The organism is Paenibacillus sp. FSL M7-1455, from assembly GCF_038004655.1.
Classification (GTDB): domain Bacteria; phylum Bacillota; class Bacilli; order Paenibacillales; family Paenibacillaceae; genus Paenibacillus_AQ; species Paenibacillus_AQ cookii.
Genome location: NZ_JBBORO010000001.1, coordinates 3,477,247 through 3,498,295, shown reverse-complemented (window position 1 = coordinate 3,498,295; position 21,049 = coordinate 3,477,247). Strand labels below are relative to the sequence as shown.

The 21,049-nt window shown below is 53.3% G+C and carries 18 protein-coding genes and 3 pseudogenes; 12 read left to right on the top strand and 9 right to left on the bottom strand.

Annotated features, from left to right (window positions below; genetic code table 11):
* Positions 1 to 32: 32 nt before the first annotated feature.
* From NYE48_RS16130 to NYE48_RS16110, 5 genes and pseudogenes are all read left to right on the top strand, one after another.
* Positions 33 to 815, top strand: a pseudogene (locus NYE48_RS16130) (LysR family transcriptional regulator); the annotation flags it as partial.
* A 27-nt stretch (positions 816 to 842) separates the two neighbouring features.
* Positions 843 to 2,345, top strand: a complete 1,503-nt coding sequence (locus NYE48_RS16125; protein ID WP_212948593.1) for a sensor histidine kinase — start codon at positions 843 to 845, stop codon at positions 2,343 to 2,345.
* Entirely contained in the window at positions 2,320 to 3,015 is a 696-nt protein-coding gene (locus tag NYE48_RS16120) for a response regulator transcription factor (protein ID WP_340999390.1), read from the top strand. The genes NYE48_RS16125 and NYE48_RS16120 overlap by 26 nt, the downstream gene beginning before the upstream one ends.
* A gap of 155 nt (positions 3,016 to 3,170) precedes the next feature.
* Positions 3,171 to 3,554: pseudogene (locus NYE48_RS16115) on the top strand (S-layer homology domain-containing protein); the annotation flags it as partial.
* A gap of 36 nt (positions 3,555 to 3,590) precedes the next feature.
* On the top strand, positions 3,591 to 4,544 hold the full coding sequence (locus NYE48_RS16110) for a DUF4822 domain-containing protein (protein ID WP_445324074.1): 954 nt from the start codon (positions 3,591 to 3,593) through the stop codon (positions 4,542 to 4,544).
* A gap of 167 nt (positions 4,545 to 4,711) precedes the next feature.
* Here the strand turns inward: NYE48_RS16110 and NYE48_RS16105 are convergent, their stop codons facing one another.
* The 3 genes from NYE48_RS16105 to NYE48_RS16095 form a co-directional block, all read right to left on the bottom strand.
* A complete protein-coding gene (locus NYE48_RS16105) occupies positions 4,712 to 5,518 on the bottom strand; it encodes a lipase family protein (protein ID WP_341000677.1) in 807 nt (268 codons plus the stop codon).
* 268 nt (positions 5,519 to 5,786) lie between these two features.
* Positions 5,787 to 7,517, bottom strand: coding sequence for a sigma-54 interaction domain-containing protein (locus NYE48_RS16100; RefSeq protein ID WP_036708186.1), 1,731 nt, complete (start codon positions 7,515 to 7,517; stop codon positions 5,787 to 5,789).
* Between the two features lie 83 nt (positions 7,518 to 7,600).
* On the bottom strand, positions 7,601 to 8,521 hold the full coding sequence (locus tag NYE48_RS16095) for a proline dehydrogenase family protein (protein ID WP_340999389.1): 921 nt from the start codon (positions 8,519 to 8,521) through the stop codon (positions 7,601 to 7,603).
* Positions 8,522 to 8,741: 220 nt separating this feature from the next.
* Between NYE48_RS16095 and pruA the strand changes: the two genes are divergently transcribed.
* On the top strand, positions 8,742 to 10,289 hold the full coding sequence (gene pruA / locus NYE48_RS16090; protein ID WP_036708189.1) for an L-glutamate gamma-semialdehyde dehydrogenase: 1,548 nt from the start codon (positions 8,742 to 8,744) through the stop codon (positions 10,287 to 10,289).
* Positions 10,290 to 10,421: 132 nt separating this feature from the next.
* Positions 10,422 to 11,735 carry an RNA polymerase factor sigma-54 gene (gene rpoN, locus NYE48_RS16085; RefSeq protein WP_340999388.1) on the top strand — a complete coding sequence of 438 codons (1,314 nt, stop codon included), beginning with the start codon at positions 10,422 to 10,424 and terminating at the stop codon, positions 11,733 to 11,735.
* 141 nt (positions 11,736 to 11,876) lie between these two features.
* Here the strand turns inward: rpoN and NYE48_RS16080 are convergent.
* A pseudogene (locus tag NYE48_RS16080) lies at positions 11,877 to 12,854 on the bottom strand (lyase family protein); the annotation flags it as partial.
* A gap of 404 nt (positions 12,855 to 13,258) precedes the next feature.
* Between NYE48_RS16080 and NYE48_RS16075 the strand changes: the two are divergent.
* The 3 genes from NYE48_RS16075 to NYE48_RS16065 all read left to right on the top strand — a co-directional run bounded on the left by NYE48_RS16075 (position 13,259) and on the right by NYE48_RS16065 (position 15,819).
* Positions 13,259 to 13,765 (top strand): hypothetical protein, encoded by a 507-nt coding sequence (locus NYE48_RS16075; protein WP_340999387.1) that lies wholly within the window; start codon positions 13,259 to 13,261, stop codon positions 13,763 to 13,765.
* 219 nt (positions 13,766 to 13,984) lie between these two features.
* Complete coding sequence (locus tag NYE48_RS16070) at positions 13,985 to 15,211, top strand: RtcB family protein (RefSeq protein ID WP_340999386.1); 1,227 nt, start codon at positions 13,985 to 13,987, stop codon at positions 15,209 to 15,211.
* 95 nt (positions 15,212 to 15,306) lie between these two features.
* Positions 15,307 to 15,819 (top strand): DUF3231 family protein, encoded by a 513-nt coding sequence (locus NYE48_RS16065; RefSeq protein WP_036708206.1) that lies wholly within the window; start codon positions 15,307 to 15,309, stop codon positions 15,817 to 15,819.
* 129 nt (positions 15,820 to 15,948) lie between these two features.
* Here the strand turns inward: NYE48_RS16065 and NYE48_RS16060 are convergent, their stop codons facing one another.
* Positions 15,949 to 16,581 (bottom strand): copper amine oxidase N-terminal domain-containing protein, encoded by a 633-nt coding sequence (locus tag NYE48_RS16060; RefSeq protein WP_036708210.1) that lies wholly within the window; start codon positions 16,579 to 16,581, stop codon positions 15,949 to 15,951.
* A 185-nt stretch (positions 16,582 to 16,766) separates the two neighbouring features.
* Here NYE48_RS16060 and NYE48_RS16055 point away from each other — a divergent pair, with 185 nt between their 5' ends.
* Both NYE48_RS16055 and NYE48_RS16050 read left to right on the top strand, forming a co-directional pair.
* Positions 16,767 to 17,321, top strand: coding sequence for a GNAT family N-acetyltransferase (locus NYE48_RS16055; RefSeq protein ID WP_036708214.1), 555 nt, complete (start codon positions 16,767 to 16,769; stop codon positions 17,319 to 17,321).
* Positions 17,322 to 17,335: 14 nt separating this feature from the next.
* Positions 17,336 to 18,289: a phosphotransferase family protein gene (locus NYE48_RS16050; protein WP_036708218.1), complete on the top strand. Its 954-nt coding sequence runs from the start codon at positions 17,336 to 17,338 to the stop codon at positions 18,287 to 18,289.
* Positions 18,290 to 18,462: 173 nt separating this feature from the next.
* On the opposite strand, the gene NYE48_RS16045 is transcribed toward NYE48_RS16050, so the two are convergent.
* The 4 genes from NYE48_RS16045 to NYE48_RS16030 all read right to left on the bottom strand — a co-directional run bounded on the left by NYE48_RS16045 (position 18,463) and on the right by NYE48_RS16030 (position 20,601).
* Complete coding sequence (locus tag NYE48_RS16045; protein WP_160044472.1) at positions 18,463 to 18,759, bottom strand: YxcD family protein; 297 nt, start codon at positions 18,757 to 18,759, stop codon at positions 18,463 to 18,465.
* Between the two features lie 6 nt (positions 18,760 to 18,765).
* Positions 18,766 to 19,209 (bottom strand): hypothetical protein, encoded by a 444-nt coding sequence (locus tag NYE48_RS16040; RefSeq protein ID WP_340999384.1) that lies wholly within the window; start codon positions 19,207 to 19,209, stop codon positions 18,766 to 18,768.
* A gap of 125 nt (positions 19,210 to 19,334) precedes the next feature.
* Positions 19,335 to 19,895, bottom strand: a complete 561-nt coding sequence (locus tag NYE48_RS16035; protein WP_036708222.1) for a PadR family transcriptional regulator — start codon at positions 19,893 to 19,895, stop codon at positions 19,335 to 19,337.
* Between the two features lie 130 nt (positions 19,896 to 20,025).
* On the bottom strand, positions 20,026 to 20,601 hold the full coding sequence (locus NYE48_RS16030) for a beta-class carbonic anhydrase (RefSeq protein WP_036708227.1): 576 nt from the start codon (positions 20,599 to 20,601) through the stop codon (positions 20,026 to 20,028).
* Positions 20,602 to 21,049 lie beyond the last annotated feature (448 nt).

Sequence of the window (21,049 nt, the reverse complement as noted above, 5' to 3'; positions counted from 1 at the left end):
GTAAACGCATGGCCGCGGAACTTTTTTGATTGATGTACGTGATCGTTTTGCATATGATCATAAGTATTACGAATGAAAGTGAGTGGACCCGTTTGGAAATTCGCCAGCTTCATTATTTTATGGTGGTCTGCGAGGAGATGCATTTTACGAAGGCTGCGGAAAAAATCGGGGTATCCCAGCCGACGCTGAGCCAGCAGATCCGGGCGCTGGAGGACAAGCTGCATATGCCGCTGTTCGACCGGATCGGCAAAAAAATTTCGCTGACCGAGGCGGGGGAGCTTTTGCTGCGCAATGCGGAGGCGATCATGGATACGCTGCAAAACGTCAAGGATTCGATCGCCGATTTGCGCCAAGTCCACGGCGGGAAGATCAGGGTCGGGATTATGCCGTCCGACCTGGATTACCGGATCACGCAGCTTGTCGTCGATTTTCATCGCGATTTTCCGCAGGTGAAGCTGATGGTGATCGCGTCGATCGACATTTTGCGGCAGGTCCTTGAAAGCGAAGTCGATATCGGGGTCGGCACGAACGTCCCGGAAACGGACCGGATTGTCTCGATCCCTTTATGCACCGAGGAGTACGTGTTGACCGTATCGGCGAATCATCCGCTCGCCGGCCGGACAACCATCGATATCCAAGAGCTCCGGGACGTGCCGATGATCATATATCCCGAAGGTTTCATGGGCCGGGAGTTGGTGGAGGAAGCGGTGCGGCGCCATGGTTTCCGGCTGCATTCCATTTTGGAAACAAGCTCGGCCACCTCGATCATCAACCTGGTCAGGGAGGGGCTCGGCGCCACCGTGAACGCATCCAAAACTATTTCCAACCACGGAGGTGAAATCGTGTCGATCCGGATCAAATTATTGCTCTCTTATACGGGCATGCTTGTCGTCAGCCTGCTGGTGTTCGTCCTGACCGCCGGCCTGTTCACCATCGCGGCAACGGGCGATATTCACAGCTTGAGGGATTTTTACAAGGTGCATTATCAATTGAACCCCCTCACGGAGCAGGAGGAATCGATTTTTCTGGAATTGAAATACATGGCGAAAAACGATCCGGACGGGCTGCTGGACATCAATCTGCTGAAGGATTATGATTTTAAGCTGAAAACCGTTAGGGCAGGACTATACGTGCGCAAGGAAGACAGCCAGGTATTCGAATCGGGTACGTTTAACCAGCCCGCACTCCATCGCCATCTGCCCCCTTACGATTTGAATAATTACCGGATCCGCAATACGTTTAACATCGGGGAACGTTTTTACGCCTACGCGAAATACGATTTCCGCTTTGCGGACGGAACCAAAGGCAGCGTGTTCGTCATCCGCGAACGGAGTCCGTTCGGCGAAGTGACGCGCAGGCTCCTCCCGGTTTTGATCGTGGCGCTGATCGGCGTGATCGTGGTTGCGAATTTGCTGTTATACCGCTGGATCACCCGCAGCGTCGTCAGGCCGCTGGACAAGCTGCGCCATTCGGCGGAACGCATCCAGGAGGGGAACCTGCAGTTTTCGCTCGATTTGCGCTCCAAGGACGAGATCGGACAATTGAACGAAGCGTTTGAAAATATGCGGAAAAGGCTTCAGGAATCGGTCCGGCTGAGGCTGCAGGACGAAGAGAACCGCAAAGAGCTGATTTCCAACATCTCGCATGATTTGCGCACGCCCATCACGAACATCAAAGGCTACATTGAGGGCATTCGCGACGGGGTTGCGGATACCCCGGAAAAAATGGACAAATACGTCAACATCATTTATACCAAAGCCGTCGATTTGGACAGGCTCGTCGACGAGCTGTTTCTGTATTCCAAGCTGGATTTAAACCAGGTTCCCTTCACCTTCGATAGGGTGGACATCGTGCGTTTTTTGGATGACTGCATCGACGAGCTGCATTATGCGATGGAGGAGAAAGGCATCGCGCTGCAATGGAACGAACGGCCGGACCGCGGCATTCCGGTGATGGCGGATCTTGAAAAATTGAAGCGAACCGTGCTTAATATCATCGGCAACGCCCAGCATTTTATGGACAAGCCCGAAAAACGCATTGCCGTCTCCGTGCAAGCTTCCACTGAGCGGGTTACCGTCGAAATCCGGGATAACGGCATGGGAATTTCCGCGGAGGACATGCCGCATATTTTCGACCGTTTTTACCGGGCGGAACGATCGCGCAATTCCGCGAAGGGCGGCAGCGGACTGGGGCTGGCGATCGCGAGGCAGATCATCGAAGGGCACGGGGGGCGGATATGGGCGGAAAGCGTACCTGGAGAAGGTACAAGCCTGTTTTTCACCTTGAAACGGACATTGGAAGAAGGGGGCTTGGTGAGCCATGACGGCACGCATTCTCATCATTGAAGACGAGGTGACGATCGCCCAGCTGGAACGGGATTATTTCGAGCTGAACGGGTATACCGTCGATTTATGCCATACGGGCGACGAGGGGTTACGGCTTGCCCTAAGCGGCGAATATAATCTCGTTATCGTCGATCTGCAGCTTCCCGGCGCGAACGGCTTCGAATTATGCCATCAAATCAGGCAGCGCAAAGAGGTGCCGATTTTGATCGTTTCCGCCAAAAACGAGGAGATCGACAAAATCCGGGCGTTTAACCTCGGCGCCGACGACTACGTCACGAAACCGTTCAGTCCAAGCGAGCTGGTGGCAAGAGCCAAAGCGCATCTGACGAGGTACGAGCGGCTTCTCGGCAAACGGCCTCCCGCGCAAAAAAACGAAATTCATATCCGGGGGCTCGTGATCGACCAAGCCGCGCGGCGAGTGTTCGTGCGCAGCCGGGAGGTGGCGATCACGACCCGCGAATTCGACCTGCTGGAGTTTCTGGCGAATCATCCGAACCGCGTCTTCAGCAAACAAGAGCTGTTCGAACGGATCTGGGGGCTCGATTCGAACGGAGATATCGCGACCGTGACGGTGCATGTCCGCAAGCTGCGGGAAAAAATCGAAGCCGATCCATCCAACCCGCAATATATCGAAACGGTTTGGGGCGCGGGATACCGTTTCTCGGTGTAGTCAGTTTCTGGATTTATATAAATCTTCGTTTAGAAAATTTTAATATTTTGTTTCGAAAACGTTAATCCCCGGTTTCTTGGGATTTTAGGTGTCTCCTTTATGATATACGTATACACCAAACAACGATTCTTGTTGATTCAAAGGAGGACAACCGAATGAATAAATATTCCACGAAATGGGCGGCGGTCGTGCTGGCGGCTGCGCTGGGAACCGCCGCGTTTCCGTTTAACACGCCAAATGCCGGGGCTGCTTCCGTAAAACTGTCCGTGGAAGAGATACAACAAGCCGTAAACGGGCTGGCCAAACTTCATGCCATGCAAGGTTATGAGGACGGCTCCATGGGGATTGAAAAGCCGATTACCCGGGCTGAGCTGGCAAAAATGGTCGTGGAGACGTTCGGGCTTCAAGGTAAAGCCGCATTGCCGGCAAGCTTCGCGGATGCAAGACCCGGCCCCTGGTTTTATGATTACGCCGCCGAACTTGTCGGACAAGACATCATGCAGGCGAAAGACGGCCGTTTTGATCCGCGGGGCGCGGTAACGGGCGACGAATTGGTGCAAATCGTATCCAAAGCGCTGAATCGCGATTTGGAAACCGTGGCCTCCTGGGCGGAACGCTTCTATGCAAAGGGAAGCCATGCCACGCGCGGTCAGGCGGCCTATCTGCTGAATCTGGCGCATGAAGCGATGTCTTCGCCGAACGCGAAGCTCACGAAAGGTCAGGAAATGGCTAACATCCTTAGCAGCACCCATTGGCAGGGGACGAGGGTATACGACAAAAACCATAACGACCTGACGAAAGAAAATGCAAACTTCATCGGTCTGGCGAAATACGATGCGAAGTACGGAAGATATGAATTTTTCGATGCCAAAACAGGCGCAAGCCGCGGCGATCAAGGCACTTTTTTTGTTACGAACGACGGGAAAAAGAGAATATTGATTTCGGAATCCATGAACTACCAGGCTGTCGTTGACATCACGGAGCTGAACCAGGACATCTTCACGTATAAAAGATGGGGCAAAGACGCGCAGGGCAACGATGTGGAGGTATACGTCGAACATGTCCCTTACCAAGGGAAAAAGCTTGAATTTACAAGCCCTGACAAAGCGTTGAATTCGACTACCGGCGATATCGTCAAAGACGTTGACGGGGACCGCATTTTAGGCGGCACGCTTTGGAACGGAACGAAGGTATGGGACGAAAACGGCAACGATGTCACCGCGTTTAATTCCAATTTTATAAGCCTGGCGAAATTCGACGACAAAACGAATCAATATGAATTCTTCAACCTGAAAACAGGCGAAAGCCGCGGCGATTACGGCTACTTCGACATTGCGCATGAAAATAAAATCAGAGCCCATGTTTCCATCGGTACCAATAAGTACGGCGCCGTTCTGGAGCTTACGGAGCTGACCCCCAATAAATTTACGTATAAAAGAACGGGCAAAGACAAAGACGGCAAAGACATCGCCGTATTCGTCGAACATGAGCCGTATCAAGGCAGCTTGAATCCGAAATTCACGTTCTAAAGGCATTGAATCTAGGGCCGTGAAGCCAACAGGAGCTGTTCCGTACGGCAAGTGCGGATTGTAGACAGCCCGATTCGGTTGAAATAAGCGGAAACGAAAAAAGACGGCATCAGGGAAGGGTCCCTAGGCCGTCTTTTTAAGTACGCCCCGCCGAGCATAGGCGTGATTTACTCAACCGGTTTCGGCTCGGACGCGACCGGGCAAAAGCCGGGATTGGCCAAGCACATCAACTCTGCAAACTGCGGCTGAAGTTTGGCAAGCTCCGCGAAATAGCTGCTGATGACGTGGTTTCCGCCGATCGATCCGTTTTGGAATGTCAAAGGCGAAGAAGCGGGAACATGGCTGTAATAATATTTTTTCTCCCGCTTGGGAAGTTTGTAGACGGGCGGCGGGGCGTGGGTGACGACGTCAAACAGGTTGCAGGCGCGCCAGCTGTTGCGAACGTACTTCGGGAATACTTTTGCGAACGCCGGATCGCCCACCCGAGGAGACCCGTAAGTAAACAAAATCGGGGAGACGAAGCGGGTGTTGGCCGCCACGTCGATTGCGCACAACGTCGCAAGCGCCGCGCCCAGGCTGTGACCGGTAATGTACAGCGTTTTGTCCGGCGACATGCCGGAGAGCGCGGAGATCACCCGGCTGCGTGCCGAGGCGTAAATGCTTGTAAACCCGCGGTGCGTGAGGCAGGGTTCCTTTACGTATTTGAAGTTTTTTTGCGAAGCGATGATGTCCGAAATCCAATTGCCCGCCGAACTGGTTCCGCGGAAAGCGATGATGATTTCCTTCGGAGCGTCAAGGATGAAGCCAAAACGTTCCCACACCCCCGTAATGGATTTGGCCTCGATCACGTCCGCGACCGAATAGTTCGCCGGAACGACGAACAAGCCGTCCGGGTTGTTAAATTGCGCATACGTCTGTCCGCATACCGCCGCGAGAAAAATAGCCCGCTTTTCCTGATCCGGTTTTACGCTCAACACACCGATCCCGCCTTTCCCTTCCATACTATTAGGAATGAGGGGGAGAGGTGCCTATGGCACGGAGGATCAGCGGCCGCGAGATCAGCCGGCGTTTTTTGCCGCAGCATCATTATAAGGTTCGGTTTTGTGATACCCCGCGGACATATTAAGCATGCGGAACGGCCATTGCATCATGGAAGGCATTTCCTCGCATGGCGGGATGACTGCGTCTAAAATTTTAGACATTCAAAGTTTGAATGTCTAAGAAAGCAAACAATGCCATCGTTTACAATTGCAGCCGTTTCAGTTTGTTGTACAGCGTCGCCCTCGATATGCCAAGCTGCTTCGCGACCGCAAGCTTGTTGCCGCCGGCTGCCTCGAGCAGCTGCTGCAACAGGTTTCGTTCGTAATCATCGAGCCTTGCCTGGTATAGGGATCCGTTGATTTCCTCCCCGGTTCCAAGCGAATCGGGTCCCGGGTCGGCATTCGTATCCCCCGCATAAATGTTGGCCGGCAAATATTCGCGTTTCACCTCGCCGTCCGTCGAGAAAATGACGAGCCGTTCAATCGTGTTTCGAAGCTCGCGGATATTGCCCGGCCAATCGTATTGCAGCAAATCTTCGAGCACGTCCGGCGGGATGGTATGGATATGGCGGCCGTACACGATGGAAAATTCATGCAAAAACGACTGCGTCAGCTCATAAATATCCTCCTTGCGTCGGCGCAGGGGAGGGATATCCAGGGAGACGACGTTCAGCCTGTAAAACAGATCCTCGCGGAAGGAGCCTTCGGCGATCATCTGTTTCAAATCGCGGTTCGTGGCCGCGACGATCCGGCAATCGGCATGCTTCAGTTTCGTGCCGCCTACCGCAAAATAATTTTTTTCCTGAAGCACCCTCAGCATTTTGACCTGCATATCAAGCGGCATTTCCCCGATTTCATCGAGAAACAGCGTGCCGCCGCTAGCCAGTTCGATTTTTCCTTTTTTTCCTTTCGGGTCGGCCCCCGAAAACGCGCCCTTTTCGTATCCGAACAGCTCGCTTTCGAACAATGCGGCCGGGATGGCCCCGCAATTGATGGCGATGAACGGGGCGTTCGCCGCTTCGCGGCAGCGATGGATCGCTTGGGCGAACAATTCCTTCCCCGTGCCGCTTTCCCCCTGGATCAGAACCGTCGCTTTGGTCGTGCTGATCTTCCGGATCGCGTCGATGCTTTTTTTGATCGCCGGGCTGGTTCCTTTGATAGGCTGGAACGGATCGCTGGAAGGGTTTAGCAGCGCGACTTCCTTTTGAAGGTGATGGACTTTGCTTGTCATATGCAGCAATTCCTGGTGAAGTTTCATCTGCGTGGTCAGGTCGGATTCGGCGGCGACCGCTCCGACAATCCGGCCATCCAGCATCACGGGGGCCGAGTTAATGAGAACGAACATGTCCGGCCTGGGCCGATGGAGTTTTTTCTGGACCGATTCGCCGGTCTCCAGCGTTTTCAGCGATTGCAGCCGATCAACGGGAAAAAAATCCGAAGCGGGTTTGCCGATGATTTCGTTTTTTTGTATGGAGAAAATATGCTCCGCACCGGTCGTCCAGCCGGCCACGCGGCCTTCATCGTCAATGAGCGTGATGGCGACGTCCGGGTTAAGCGCTTCCAAGGTGGTCGAAAAATAAGCCTCCAGATGCCGATGGGCTGCGACGACAGCCTCGATGACATCGCTGGCCGCGACATAACCCGCCGGTTCGCCGTCCTGCAGCACGATCGCCAACGAACAGGAACAAAAAGCGGAAGAAATATTCAAGAATGATTCCTCTGCTTGAATCGTCCTTACATCCATGATTCGAAGCCGGCCGTCCGCTTCCGTCGACGGGGCCAACAAGCCGTATGGACCGGAGGGCTGCTTCACGAAAACCGGGAAATCCTCCGCGACTGGGTGGCCCTTCTGATACAGCTCCAGGTCGGCAGGCCCGATGATATGGAATGTCGTGCGGATTAAACGTTCCAGACTGGGCAATACGTGTTTCATTTTGCTGCCCCCTATGCAGGTGATGTTCTATCGTTAGGGCCATTATACCCAGCCTGTTTTTCGGTGTAAATCATCTTTCCATTTCACTTAAACATGTTTTTGAGCACCATCCACAAATTCGCCGGTTTTTCCGCCAGCCGTCTGGTGTAGTAGGGATGCCACATGGTTCCGTACGGCATGTAGCAGCGGATGCGGTAGCCTTCCTTGGCCAACCGTTCCTGCTCGCTCATCCGCAAGCCGTAAAGCATTTGGAATTCAAAGGCATCCTTCGGGATGCCGTTCGCGCGGGCATAATCCTTGACCCATGAAATGATGCGGTCGTCATGCGAGGCAATGGCGGTGTAAATGCCTTTGTCCAAATGCATGCGGATGATTTTTTTGTAGTTGTCGATCACTTCGCTCATTTGCTGGAAAGCGACCGTTCCCGGTTCCTTGTAGGCGCCTTTGACCAAGCGGAGATTGACGCCCGCCTCGATGAGCCGTTTGACGTCGTTTTCGGTACGGTGCAAATACGCTTGGATGACGGTGCCGACGTTGGTCAGCCCTTCCTTGTGGAGGCGCAAAACGATATCGATCGTCGCTTGGGTGAAAGGCGAGTCCTCCATATCGATCCTGACGAAATTTCCGTGTTTTTGGGCTCGGCTGACGACCGCCCGTATATTGCCGAAGCATGCTTCCGGATCCAGCGCCAGCCCCATTTGGGTCGGTTTCAAGGAGACGTTGGAGTTCACTTTCCTTTCGGCGATGCCGTCAACCAGCCTGAGATATTCCTCTTTGTACCCGGCAGCTTCCGATAAAGCCTGAATGCCCTCGCCCAAATGGTCCAGCGTCACCATGATCCCTTTGCGGTTCAAAACTTCGATTTCGTCCAGCGCTTCGCTCAGCGTATCTCCCGCGATGAATTTGCTCGCCAATTTCCTTCCATATTTAAGGGACAGCTTCTCGACCAGCTTGTTGCCGGCGATCGAGAGCAGCACCTTTCGGTATAGTTCGGTAGCGTCCATGGATCTTTCCCCTTTCGAATATATCGCTAAACGTTCTTTAACGATGATCCAAGCAAAAGGCATGCCAAAAAAGCGGGTACCGCAGGCCGCTCTTCCTGTTTTTGCTTGGTTGCCTCTTCGCACGCGCACCGGGAGGGTGGTTTGGCACGGAATTTGCTTGCATACCGTTGTAGAAGCAGGATGAACTATCGAAACCGAAAAGAGAGGATGGTAACGATTTATGAGATCCGAATTCAAAAACGAGGTTTTTGTCAATTTCCAAGAAAAAAGCAACAACGAGGCATACGATGCCGCGCTGAAAAAGGCGGAAGCGGAACTGGGGAAGGCGTATCCCGTCGTCATCGGCGGAGAAAAAATCATGACCGACCGCAAAATCGCTTCGATCAATCCGGCCAATAAGAAGCAGATCATCGGCAGCGTCTCGCAAGCCGACATTCCGCTCGCGGAGAAGGCGATTCAAACGGCGGCGGCGACGTTCGAAACTTGGAAGCGTACCGATCCGAACGAACGCGCGCGGTATTTGTTCCGGGCTGCCGCGATCTTGCGCCGGCGCCGCCACGAGTTTTCCGCCTTGATGACCTTGGAGGCCGGTAAAACAAGGGTGGAAGCCGACGTAGAAACGGCCGAAGCGATCGATTTCCTTGAATTTTACGGGCGGGAAATGCAGCGTCTCAGCTTGCCGCAGCCGTTGACGGTTAGCGAAGAGGAAGAGAACGAGCTTTATTACCTGCCCCTCGGCGTAGGCGTCGTCATTCCTCCGTGGAATTTCCCGCTTGCGATTATGGCCGGCATGACCACGGCGGCGCTTGTCGCCGGCAACACGGTCGTTCTCAAGCCGGCCAGCACGACGCCGGTCATCGCGGCGAAATTCGTAGCTTTGCTCGAAGAAGTGGGCTTGCCGCCGGGGGTCGTCAATTATTTGCCGGGACCGGGCGGGGAGGTCGGCGATTACCTCGTGGATCATCCGCTTACCCGGTTCATCAGCTTCACGGGCTCGCGGGATGTCGGACTGCGAATCAACGAACGGGCAGCCAAAACGCAGCCGGGGCAAAAATGGATCAAACGCGTCGTTGCCGAAATGGGCGGAAAAGATGCCATCATCGTGGACAAAGAAGCCGACCTTGAGCTTGCAGCCGATGCGATCACCGCTTCCGCCTTCGGTTTCTCCGGGCAAAAATGCTCGGCCTGCTCGCGCGTCATCGTTCATGAGGATGTGTACGAGATCGTCCTGGACAAAGTCGTCGAGCGCGCAAGCAAGCTGGTCATGGCCAACCCGGCCGAAGCGTCCGCGAACCTCGGGCCGGTGATCGACGAGAAGGCGTATGCCAAAATACAGGAATACATCGAAATCGGCAAACAGGAGGGGCGCCTGGTGTTAGGCGGCGGCACGGGATCTCCCGACGGATTTTTTATCGAGCCGACCATTTTTGCGGACGTGGATCCAGAGGCGCGCATTTCGCAGGAGGAAATTTTCGGTCCCGTCGTTGCGTTCACGAAAGCCAAATCGTTCGACGAAGCGCTGGAGTTCGCGAACAATACCGTGTACGGGTTGACTGGAGCCGTCATTTCGCGTAACGGGGCCCATTTGGAAAAGGCGAGACGCGAGTTTTTCGTAGGCAACCTCTACTTTAACCGCAAATGTACGGGAGCGCTCGTCGGTACGCATCCTTTCGGCGGGTTCAACATGTCGGGAACCGATTCGAAAGCCGGAGGAAGGGATTATTTGCTGCTGTTTACGCAGGCGAAGCTGGTTTCCGATCGATTCTAAAATTTTAGACAGTGGCAGCGGTAGCCTTTTTGCATAAGGTTAAGTAGAATCAATTTCATAGTACCGTTATTGAGTATTGTAAAAAGCACCTTTATTTTTGAGATAGAACGACCTGCGGAAGGGGAGAGGACGTTGTTGGGCTACCAACTGGCGCAAGACCAACGCTTGAAGCTGGCGATCACTCCTGAACTGAAGCAATCCATGCATATTTTATCGTTGTCCGCCGATGAGCTGCTGCAATATTTGCAGGAACAGGCGACGGAAAATCCGGTGCTGGAGTTTGAGTTTTCCCGAAGCCGGGAAGCGTTTGGAAAAAAGACCGGAACCGGAAAAGGCGGGGCGATGACGCCCGATCCGCTTTGGTACGCCGCCGCCAAGCAGGATACGATGGAAGAAAAACTGCTGAGCCAGCTTCGGCTGCTTTCGCTCCCTTCCAACGTGTTTAAAGCGGCTGCTTGTTTGGCCGGCAATTTGAACGAAAACGGGTATTTGGACGTTCCGCTAACCGAAATCGCCGGGAACTTAAAGGTTGCTGAAACGGTGGTCCGGTTGGCGCTGGAAAAGCTGCAATCCTTGGAACCGGCGGGAATCGGCTGCAGGGATTTGCGGGAATGCCTGATTCTCCAGATCGTCCGCGATCCGCAATCCGTGCCGTATGCCTTCGAGATCGCCGACAAGTATTTGTCCGATGCAGCCGGCGGCAATCTTGGCCGGATTGCTTCGGCACTTCGGATTCCGAAGGAGCAGGCGGTCCGCGCGCTGCAATACATCCGGACTTTGAATCCGCGCCCGGGGCTGGCTTTGGCTGCTTTCGAGCCGCAGTATGTCGTCCCGGACATGATCGTCGAACGTCATGCGGACTCTTTTTCGGTCACGCTGCATGCGATGAGTCGTCCCAAACTTTCCATAAGCGAAGAATACCGGAAATGGGCGGAAACCCGCTCGTCGGCCGCGGCTTTTTCCTACGTAAAAGACTGCTTCAGGTCGGCCGAATGGCTCATGCGATGCGTGGAGATGCGGAAGACGACCTTGCTGAAAGTGGCAAATGCCATGATGGAGGAACAGAAGGCATTCCTCGACGAAGGGATTAAAGGCATCCGGCCGATGACGTTAAGCACGGTTTCAGGCAAGCTGGATATGCACGAGTCGACGGTGAGCCGCGCGATTCGCGGAAAGTATGCGCTTACGCCGCACGGCGTGTTTCCGCTGAAGTATTTTTTTGCCGCCGGGGTTGCGACTTCAAACGGGGGATCGGCTTCATCCAGGATGGTGAAAGCAAGGATCAAGGAAATGATCGCTTCCGAAGATAAACATCGCCCGTTATCCGACCAGAACATCGCCGACGCGCTTTTTTCGGAAGGGATCCGGCTATCGCGCAGAGCGGTGACCAAATACCGGGAAGAATTAAACATTGCATCCTCGCCGGGCCGGAAAAACAAAATCTAAAAACATAGGCCGTTCCCGAAAACGCGGCTTCCGGGAGCGGCCTATGTTTGTCCTGCATGAAAAATGCCGCTCAAACGAGCGGCCGTGATACGCCGGATGGTCTTCGAAGGATTCAATGCCATTGTCAGGGGATGCTTGGCGTTACCGGCAGGAAGCTCTCGGTCCGGCATGACTCTGGATCGCCGCCGCAAAGGCCTCTACGCCTTTATCCATCATGGTCAGCGATTCCAACAGGTTAAAAGCGACGACGGGCGGGATGACGCCGGGATCGAGCATGCCGGCCTCGGCGGCAAGGCCGAGGCTGTGATCAAAACCGATCGCCTGAAAAGCGATTTGGCCCAAGGCTTCGCTGGCGGCAACCTCTTTGCCGCTGATCCATTCGGGAGAATCGGCAAGGTTCTGCAGCGAGGCTGCGAGCCGAATGTCGCTGCACAGGTTGGACAGATTCAGCGCCAAGTGCCTTACGGCCGACGAAAGCCGGGTAAACGCTTCGTTGTTTCGCTCCGCCGGCCCGTTACCGTCTCCGATCGATTCGCCGATTTGGGCGTTATTGCGCAAATGGGATAACGTTTTGGAAGCGATGGCCTCATTCTCCATGCCGGCATTCGTCGTCGTCAAACTTGCGGCAAGCCGGGCGTTTGCGGCCGCCATGCGTTCCATACCCGACTGCAGCTGACGCGCGCCTTCATCCAGTCGGCGGCTGAACCACACCGGCGTTCCCGGCTGTTCCTGATGGCCTTCAGGCATTGGCCGGCTGCCGATCTCCGATTTTTTGGCGGCCAGGGCGCCGATCAATTGGTCGACGGAGCGGATCAACCGCTCAGCTAACCGGTGGGAGGCAACCCGAAGGGCCATCTCGATGACGCCTGATGCTGACTGCCCCCGGTTCACGTGCCGGACGGGATCAAGAATGGAATAATTGCCTTTGTCCTCCAGCATCAGTTCAAGAGCCCGGTTGGCTATAATCTCGTTGACGTTCATATTCAGCGATTCGCCCGTCGGGTCTTGAAGCCAATCGACGACGATATCCCGCCCATGTTGTCCTGCGATTACTTCTTCCGCCGCCTTGACGATGAGACCGCTGATCCGCGCCGGCAGCGTCCCCGATTCCAGATGCGCAAGAGCCGCGGCTTTTTTTTACGCATGCCAGCGCCTTCATAAGCTCCCCATGGATCGGCATGCCCGCGCCGTGCGGAATCTTTTCCGAGGCCCGGAGCGTACGGATTCCGTAATAAGCATGGGAGGGCAGCACCCGCGCCCCCAACCCGTCCTGTTCAATTCTGATCATATGTTTCGCTTCCCCTTTCGCTTTGGACATCCACTCGCGTTTTCCTTTGTCACCCTATTACGCAAGCAAATTTCGTTCCAACAGCGGGATGCATGCGAAAAAAACTCTCCCATCGAATAAATACCACTCAAACGGTGTCTTCCGGCAGGCGCTTTCCTTATACTTTAATCCATCGGGATGCTGCAACATACTCAAATCGAAAAGATTTAAAGAACATACGAAAGTAGGATTTTGCATGAAGTATATCCAAGCCTGCGGACTGGAAGAACATGAAGTGTATTTTTTCGAGGTCGACGGGCAGATGGCCGCTTACCGCCAGGTTTCGGTCGTGAACGGACATTGCCGCGTATCGGTCGCCCCCGATTTTCATCTGATCGAAACGGAAGTGGAGCTGTTTGAAGGAGATGAGGAGATCACGCGGGAGGCATTCGAAGGGATCTGGCAACAGGCCGTGCTGCCTTACAGGGAGGCATGGGAAAAGGCTAAATCGCTTTGTCCCCCCGGCAAAAACGTCGCCGGTACCATTCGAATGTTCTATCCGCAGGGCGTCATCATCCAATTGGACGAAGGCGCTTATGCCGTTGCGGACGATCCCGGGCTAAGGGAAAGAACGCCTCCGGCGTGGATGTATCCGGGTTACCGGATTCAAGGGAAGGTCGAACGAGCGGATGAAGCTCTCTTGATGCTTGTGCTGAAAGACTGCAGGGTGACGGGAAAAAAGGTTGAAGAGATGCACTTATGAGAGATTCCGGCAAATTTATCGGCCGTTCCCACGGGGATTGCCATACTTTCGCCATGTTTATTTCTTTGGAATGGAGTCATGATGGAATTATGGTTTTAACGCCTGAATAGCAGACAAACGGTTCCGGATGGAATTGCGGGGGGGACATCTGCCGTCTAGCGAACAAACGGTCCTTGGCCGACAATAAAACAATGAGAAAATCAATGGAGTGAACGCGTAATGGGATACCAAAACATAGAAGGAGTGCGGGTATGGGGAAAGCCGGACGAAAGTTCGGTAGCCCAGGCGCTCAGATGCGCCCGGACGGGAAACACGGTGCAAACGCTGCTGATGGCGGATCACCATAAAGGGTACAGCCAGCCGATCGGAGGCGTCGTCGTCTACGACGGCCAGATTTCGCCTTCGGGCGTAGGGTACGACATTGCCTGCGGCAATAAAGCGGTGCGCACGAATCTGTACGCAAGCGACGTAAAGCCTGTATTGGCGGGAATCATGGACGAAATCGCGCGCAGCGTATCCTTCGGGATCGGACGCGTCAACCATACCCCGTTGGATCACGATTTGTTTGACGACCCGGATTGGGACGTGTACAAAACGTTGGGCAAGCAGGTGCATGACAAACTGTTGTCGCTGGCCAGAAGCCAGCTCGGCACGGTCGGCAGCGGGAATCATTTTGTCGATTTGTTCGAGGAGAAGGCGACGGGGCGGCTGTGGATCGGGAACCATTTTGGAAGCCGCGGTTTCGGGCATAAAACGGCAAGCGGCTTCATCAACTTGTGCGCCGGGCGCGAATTTCTGGCAAATGCGCCTGGAGAATCGACGGATCAACCACCGGTGCTGCTGGAGCTGGAAAGCGAACTCGGCGATATGTATTACCGGGCAATGAAACTTGCGGGGCGTTACGCTTATGCCGGGCGGGATTACGTGATCGAACAGGTGCTGTCCATTTTGGGCGCCGCGGCGGATTTCGAGGTGCATAACCATCATAATTACGCGTGGAAGGAGACGCACCACGGGAAGGACGTCATCGTCGTGCGCAAAGGGGCCACGCCGTCCGCGCCCGGTCAAACGGGGTTTATCGGCGGCAGCATGGGGGATATTTCCGTCATCGTGAGAGGGAAGGATACGGCGGAAAACCGCGATGCCTATTACAGCACGGTCCATGGGGCCGGGCGTGTGATGAGCCGGACGCAGGCGGCCGGAAGGATGAATTGGAAAACCCGCAAACGAAGCGGCGGCCAAATTTCGACCGGGCAAATGTTGGCGGCCGTCAAGGAATTCGGAGTGGAGCTGCGCGGCGCCGGTACGGATGAAAGTCCGTTCGTTTACCGAAAGCTTCAGGACGTGTTGGATGCGCATGCGGAAACGATCGAGGTTTTGCATGTGCTGAAGCCGATCGGCGTCTGCATGGCGGGCGCGGACGAATTTGATCCTTATAAGGATTAAGGGGTGACCCCCACTTCGATTTCCGGAAACATAAAACAATGATTTCCTGCAGATAATGAATCGGTAACGATAACGATCAAAGGAGATCAAATACAATGGGCATTCTAGACGGAAATCCAAAAGACGAACCGATGCATTACGGCGAAGTATTTAGTGTATGGGAAGCTTCCAAGACGGCCAAAGGAACGGTATCGTGCTATCAGGCTTATCTGAACCACGCCGGCGACAAGGAATTGAATAAAATCCTCGAGGACCTGATCGACCAAGCCAAACTTGAAATCAAGGAATGCGACGCGCTGTTGACGGATAACGGCATTGCCCCCGCGCCGGTACTCCCGGAAAGGCCCGATGCCAAGCTGGAGGACATTCCGATCGGCGCCAGATTCATGGACCAGGAAATCGCCGCCAAAATCGCGGTGGAAACCGCTGCCGGACTGGTTGCCGCAAGCTCGATCATCGGCCAGTGCATCCGCGAGGACATCGGCGCGTTGTTTGCGAAATACCATGCGACCAAAATGGCCCTTGGCCTCCGCATTCTTCGGCTCAGCAAGGAAAAAGGCTGGCTGATTCCGCCTCCGCTGCAAATCAAAAGACCTGTAGAGGAATAGCAGCATAATGACAAAAGCCCTTGCCGGTATTTTGACGGCAAGGGCTTTGATGTATAAAGGTCGTGCATTTATTGAATGGCAAACGGGTCGTACGCCGTGTTGCGCAGTGCGGAACGTTTGGACTGCCGATTATTTGATCGTGATTTTGAACGAATGGTCGCCGGAGCTGTAGTCCATGCCCGCTCCCAGTCCTTTGACGATCACTTGCACCGGCACGTATGTAATCCCGTGTATGATTTTGGGAGCCGCGCTGGCCGTTTCGGATTTGCCGTTGTAAAATACGGTGCTGCTTCCGATCGTTAGCGTGACTTTGGATTTTCCTTTGGCGACCCCGATCGTCCCGCTGCCCGGATCGTAATTCATGCTGGCTCCCAATGCGGTAACGAGATCCCGGAGAGGCACCAGATTGGTATTTTCAATGATTAAAGGCGCACTCGTGAAATTGATTTTGTTTCCATTGACGTATACCTTAAGCCCGGACTCTTTATAGGAAGGCGTTGGTTTAGCCGGTTTGGGCTTGGATGTTTGCGCACTGGAACGTTTCGAGGCCGAAGAGGAGCTGTTCGAAGACTTTTTGGAACCCGAAGAGGATCCTCCTCCGTTATGGTAATGGTATTGGCCATATTCCAGGCCCCATCGGGAGCAATTGGTCCAGCAGGTATGGCCGCCACGGGCATCGGTTCTGCCCGGGTGTGCAGATGCGAGAGTGCCGGAAAGCAAAAATAGTAATGCAAAAGAACTAGTTAACCATCTTTTTTTCATAGTATGAACTCCTTGCTGGTATAATATTCCTATCCATGATAGCATATATAAGCATAATAGGGAATATTTTGATAGATTTTGAAGATAAGCCAGGTTTGGGAACAGACCAAGGTACCGGCTTTTTTGCGGTTGGCCCGAAGGCTTATAAACTACTTTCAGCGTGCTCACAAAGGGGAGTCGTTTATATGGAGAACATCATCGTCCGGAAAATGACGAAAGAGGATTGCAGGCAACGAATCGACATCGATGACCGGTTTACGGTGGACTCGATTTTGCTTCTGTCGCTGCGGGACAATCGGATTGAATATACGGTCCAGCCCGTGCCAAGCTACGAAAAAAGCTATGAAGACGAACCATTTGAAGATATGGCGGAACCCGATGGCTCGATGTATATCGATCATCCGGATCAGGCCGTTTTTTTGGCGTTCGTGGAAAACCAACTGGCCGGGCAAATTGTCGTCAAACGCAATTGGAACGAATATGCATGCATTGAGGACATTAAAGTGGACCGAAAGTTCAGGCGGCATGGGGTCGGAACGAAATTGGTGGAACAAGCCAAACGTTGGGCGAAAGCGAGCGGAATGCCCGGTCTCATGTTGGAAACGCAAAACAATAACGTCCGCGCATGCAAGTTTTACGAACGCTGCGGCTTCTTTATCGGCGGATTCGACATGCAGGTATATAAAGGGATCAACAAGGATACGGATGAGGTTGCGATGTATTGGTATTATATATTTTAAAGGGAGGAGGGCCTATGAACGACATCTTTTTCATGCTGAAAAATCATTATAGTATTGAGGCAAACGACATTGTACCCCAGCAGGGAGGCTGGGCGGCACTCGCTTACAAAATACGTGCAGGCAGCCGCCGTTACTTTCTGAAAATGTATGAAAAAAGAAGAGCGTCGACGCCCAAATGGACGGCCTTGATCGATGATTATGCCCCCATTCTCGGATGGCTTTCGCAAAATAGCAATTTAAAAGGCAAAGTTCCCGTGCCGCTTTTAACGAATCGTGGCAACTACAAGTGCGAAGATGGCGAAGGAATCTACATGCTTTACGATTTTATCGACGGAGAAACGGTCGGTGAGAAAAAAATGACCGCGGCGCAGGTTGCCCGGCTTTCGGAAATTATCGCGGAACTTCATTCCTACGGGGAGGAGATACCGGTAAACACGGATAGGGTTAAAGAAGATTTTGACGTACCGTTTTTGCGGCAGCTCAAGATTGCCTTGGATCAGGATTGCAAGCGGCTGCCAGGCGATGTTGAAGCAGTGGTTCAGCCGCACTTGGAACAGATTCGTTATTGGATCAATCGGGTAGAGGAATTGTCGAAATCTTCGAAAAAAGAGCACGTCCGATTAGCCTTATGCCATACCGACCTTCATCCTTGGAATCTGATGCAAGCCGGCCGGCAGCTGATGTTGATCGACTGGGAAGGGTTGAAATTGGCGCCCGTCGAATCGGACCTGATGTTTTTGATCGATGAGCCTTATTATCCTGATTTTCTGAAGGTGTATCGCAATCAGCATGAAAACTTCGAACTCCATCCCGGTGCGCTTCGGTTTTATCAAGGCCGGCGCAAGTTGGAGGATGTTTGGGAGTTTATGGAGCAGCTTTTATTTGACCGACAGACGGACGCGGAAAGAGCAAATACGATGGCAAGCCTCGCGAAAGAACTTGAAGAAATCGGCGGAAGCGTAGGATAGTCCGGGGTAGTCCGCCATTTCGTACGCGGCAACGTTTAGCGGCTATCGAGTACGGATCAGCGGCCGCTTCTTCCGGAGGGGGTTACGTTTAAACCAAGACGTGTGCATTCTCCCGCATAAAATAAAAGCCCGGGACCGAGGTCCCGGGCTTCATCATTCCAAAGCGGTATATATCAGTACGCTTGTTCCATTTCCACATCGACATGCGCGGTGATCTCTTCATCCAGATCCAGCGTAATCTGCTCGCGGTACGCGCGAATATTGTATTCGCTGTACAGATAACGCATGATGGCTTCGATCATGTTCGATTCCACCAAATACTGGCTGCGCCCCTCAGCCCAGACCTCTGCGCTGTAACCCGTGTCTTCGTCCCAGAATAGCTCGACTTGAACGTCCTGCGGACGAATTTGTTTGCGTTCGGCGATATGCAGGCAGATCGCGTTGACGATTTCATCCATGGTCAGTACCAGCATGGCTTAATACCGTCCGTTGCGCGTATCCGGTTTGCGCCGGTTCTTGAACGCTCTGACCGCTGCGACGACGAGGGCGATGATAACGTAGATCGCAAGCAGGTTGACGAGAAGTCCAAGGATGTTGCCGAAGAAGCCCATGTTGCCGAACAATCCGCCGAACAGCATGCCGGCCAGGCCGCCGATCATCAGGCCTTTAAAGAAGCCGCCGCCGCTGAAGAATCCGCGTTTCTGAGGAGCGCTTGTCGAAGCGTTGCTCGTATTCGTGGATTTTTTGTAATTGTCCGACGTCGTCGATTTTTTTGGCGTGTTGGTGAAACCCTTCGTGCCGGATCTGAAGCCACCGCCGCCGCGACGGGCATCCGCGTTGTCCGCCGGTACCGTGACGGCGAAGATAAACGTAAACGCCATGACAATCATGATCCATTTCTTGATCGATTTGTTCATCATGAAGTAATAACCCTCCCGAATATTTTGCTGGCATGTATAGGCTGCCTACTATGCTTTACGTGCTTAGTATCTTAAAGTTTCATTTTTTAATAAAAAAATATACAACAACTTAATTTTTTTTGTCTTCAATTCACCGTTTGGGCCGGCGCTTCTTTGGCCTGCTGCTCCCTTAGCATGCCCAGAACCCACTCGCACCAATCTTTTCCCGCGGTCGCGTTGAATATGCCTTTTTGGATGAGAATGTAGTCATAAAACTCGCGATGGCCGAAAACACGCTTTTCCTCCGGGATGCTTTCCATCATTTTATGGAACGATTCGAGCCTGCGCGTAAAATACACTCTTCTCGTCTCCACGATATCGATCGCGTTGTCGCGGTCGGTCAGCCACATGCAGAACGTTTTCATCGAAAGCTCATCCCGCGTGACCGGGTCGGGAAGAGGCATGTACATCCATTCCTTCAGTTTGCGAATCCCGCTATCTGTGATCGAGTAGATTTTTTTATCGGGCTTTTCCGACTGTTTGACCCAATGCGAAGTAAGGAATTCCTTTTCCTCCATTTGCGCCAGAAGAGGATAAATTTGACTGTGCTTGGCCTGCCAGATCGGCTGAATTTTCAGCATAACGTCATAGCCCGAGGAAGGTTCCCGCGCCAAAAAAGCCAATAATCCGTAGGATAACGTATTCATTTGCAATGTCTCCCATACGTGATATGTTCTTTCAACCCAAAGTGTACACTTAAACTGTATGGTTTTCAACCTGAGCAAACAAAAACACGGATACAGGTATCCGTGTTTTGACAATTTTATGAATGATACGTTATTTTGCCGATTTATCCTCGTAGCCGTCGACCACCAGATCAAGCGCGCCGGTGTTCGGATCGATGATCATGCCGTGTACGGGCACGCCGGCAGGCAGGAGAGGGTGGTTTTTGATCAGGTCGACGGTCCCCGTCACGCCTGCCTTGATGTCCTTGAATCCGCGCAGCCAGCTGTTCAGATCGATGCCGGAATGTTCGAGCGTCGACAGCACTTCCTCCGAAATGCCGCGGTTTCTGATTTCCTGAATCATATGATCGCCGTCCAGCGCCGCCATGCCGCAATCCAGGTGGCCGACAACGATCACTTCGTCCGCTTTCAGCTCGTACAGGGCGACGAGAATGCTCCGCATGACGCTGCCGAACGGATGGGAAACGATCCCGCCGGCGATTTTGATGATTTTGACGTCACCGTTTTTCAGGTTCATCGCTTTCGGAAGCAGTTCGACGAGACGGGTGTCCATGCAGGTGATGACGACCATTTTTTTGTCGGGAAACTTGCCCGTCAAATATTTTTCGTATTCTTTGTCTTCAACGAATTGACGGTTATACTGCAAAATTTCGGATACTTGGCTCATGGTGCAACACTACCTTTCGTTAAAAAATAGGATTCTACCGTTGATCCAGCAAGCGGATACTTTTGCCGTACAGCCGGCTGTCCCCGAAGAGAAGGAAGGGTACGTTTCTTCGGAATCGAGATACAGGTTCTCTTCGAAGTATACGGCATGGTCCCGGTTGATGACAAAGTGGAAATGCTCGCTATGTATCGGCAAATCGTCTTTGTCGCGCGCGGGCACGATTCATCATGCCGGAATGCCGTTCACTCCGCAGCCGCATCCTTCCGAGTCGAAGGCAAGCCTGACGGGTGAAGGGGCGTCCCCGATCTTTCGGCGGGAAAAACGCGCCGCCCGTTCAGAGATTCGCATATTCATGGCGCGCCCGCCCTCACCGTGGTTTCGGCAATCCTTCTACGAACATTTCGTATTAAATATTGATTATACTTTCCGCAAAAAGTATCATCAAGAG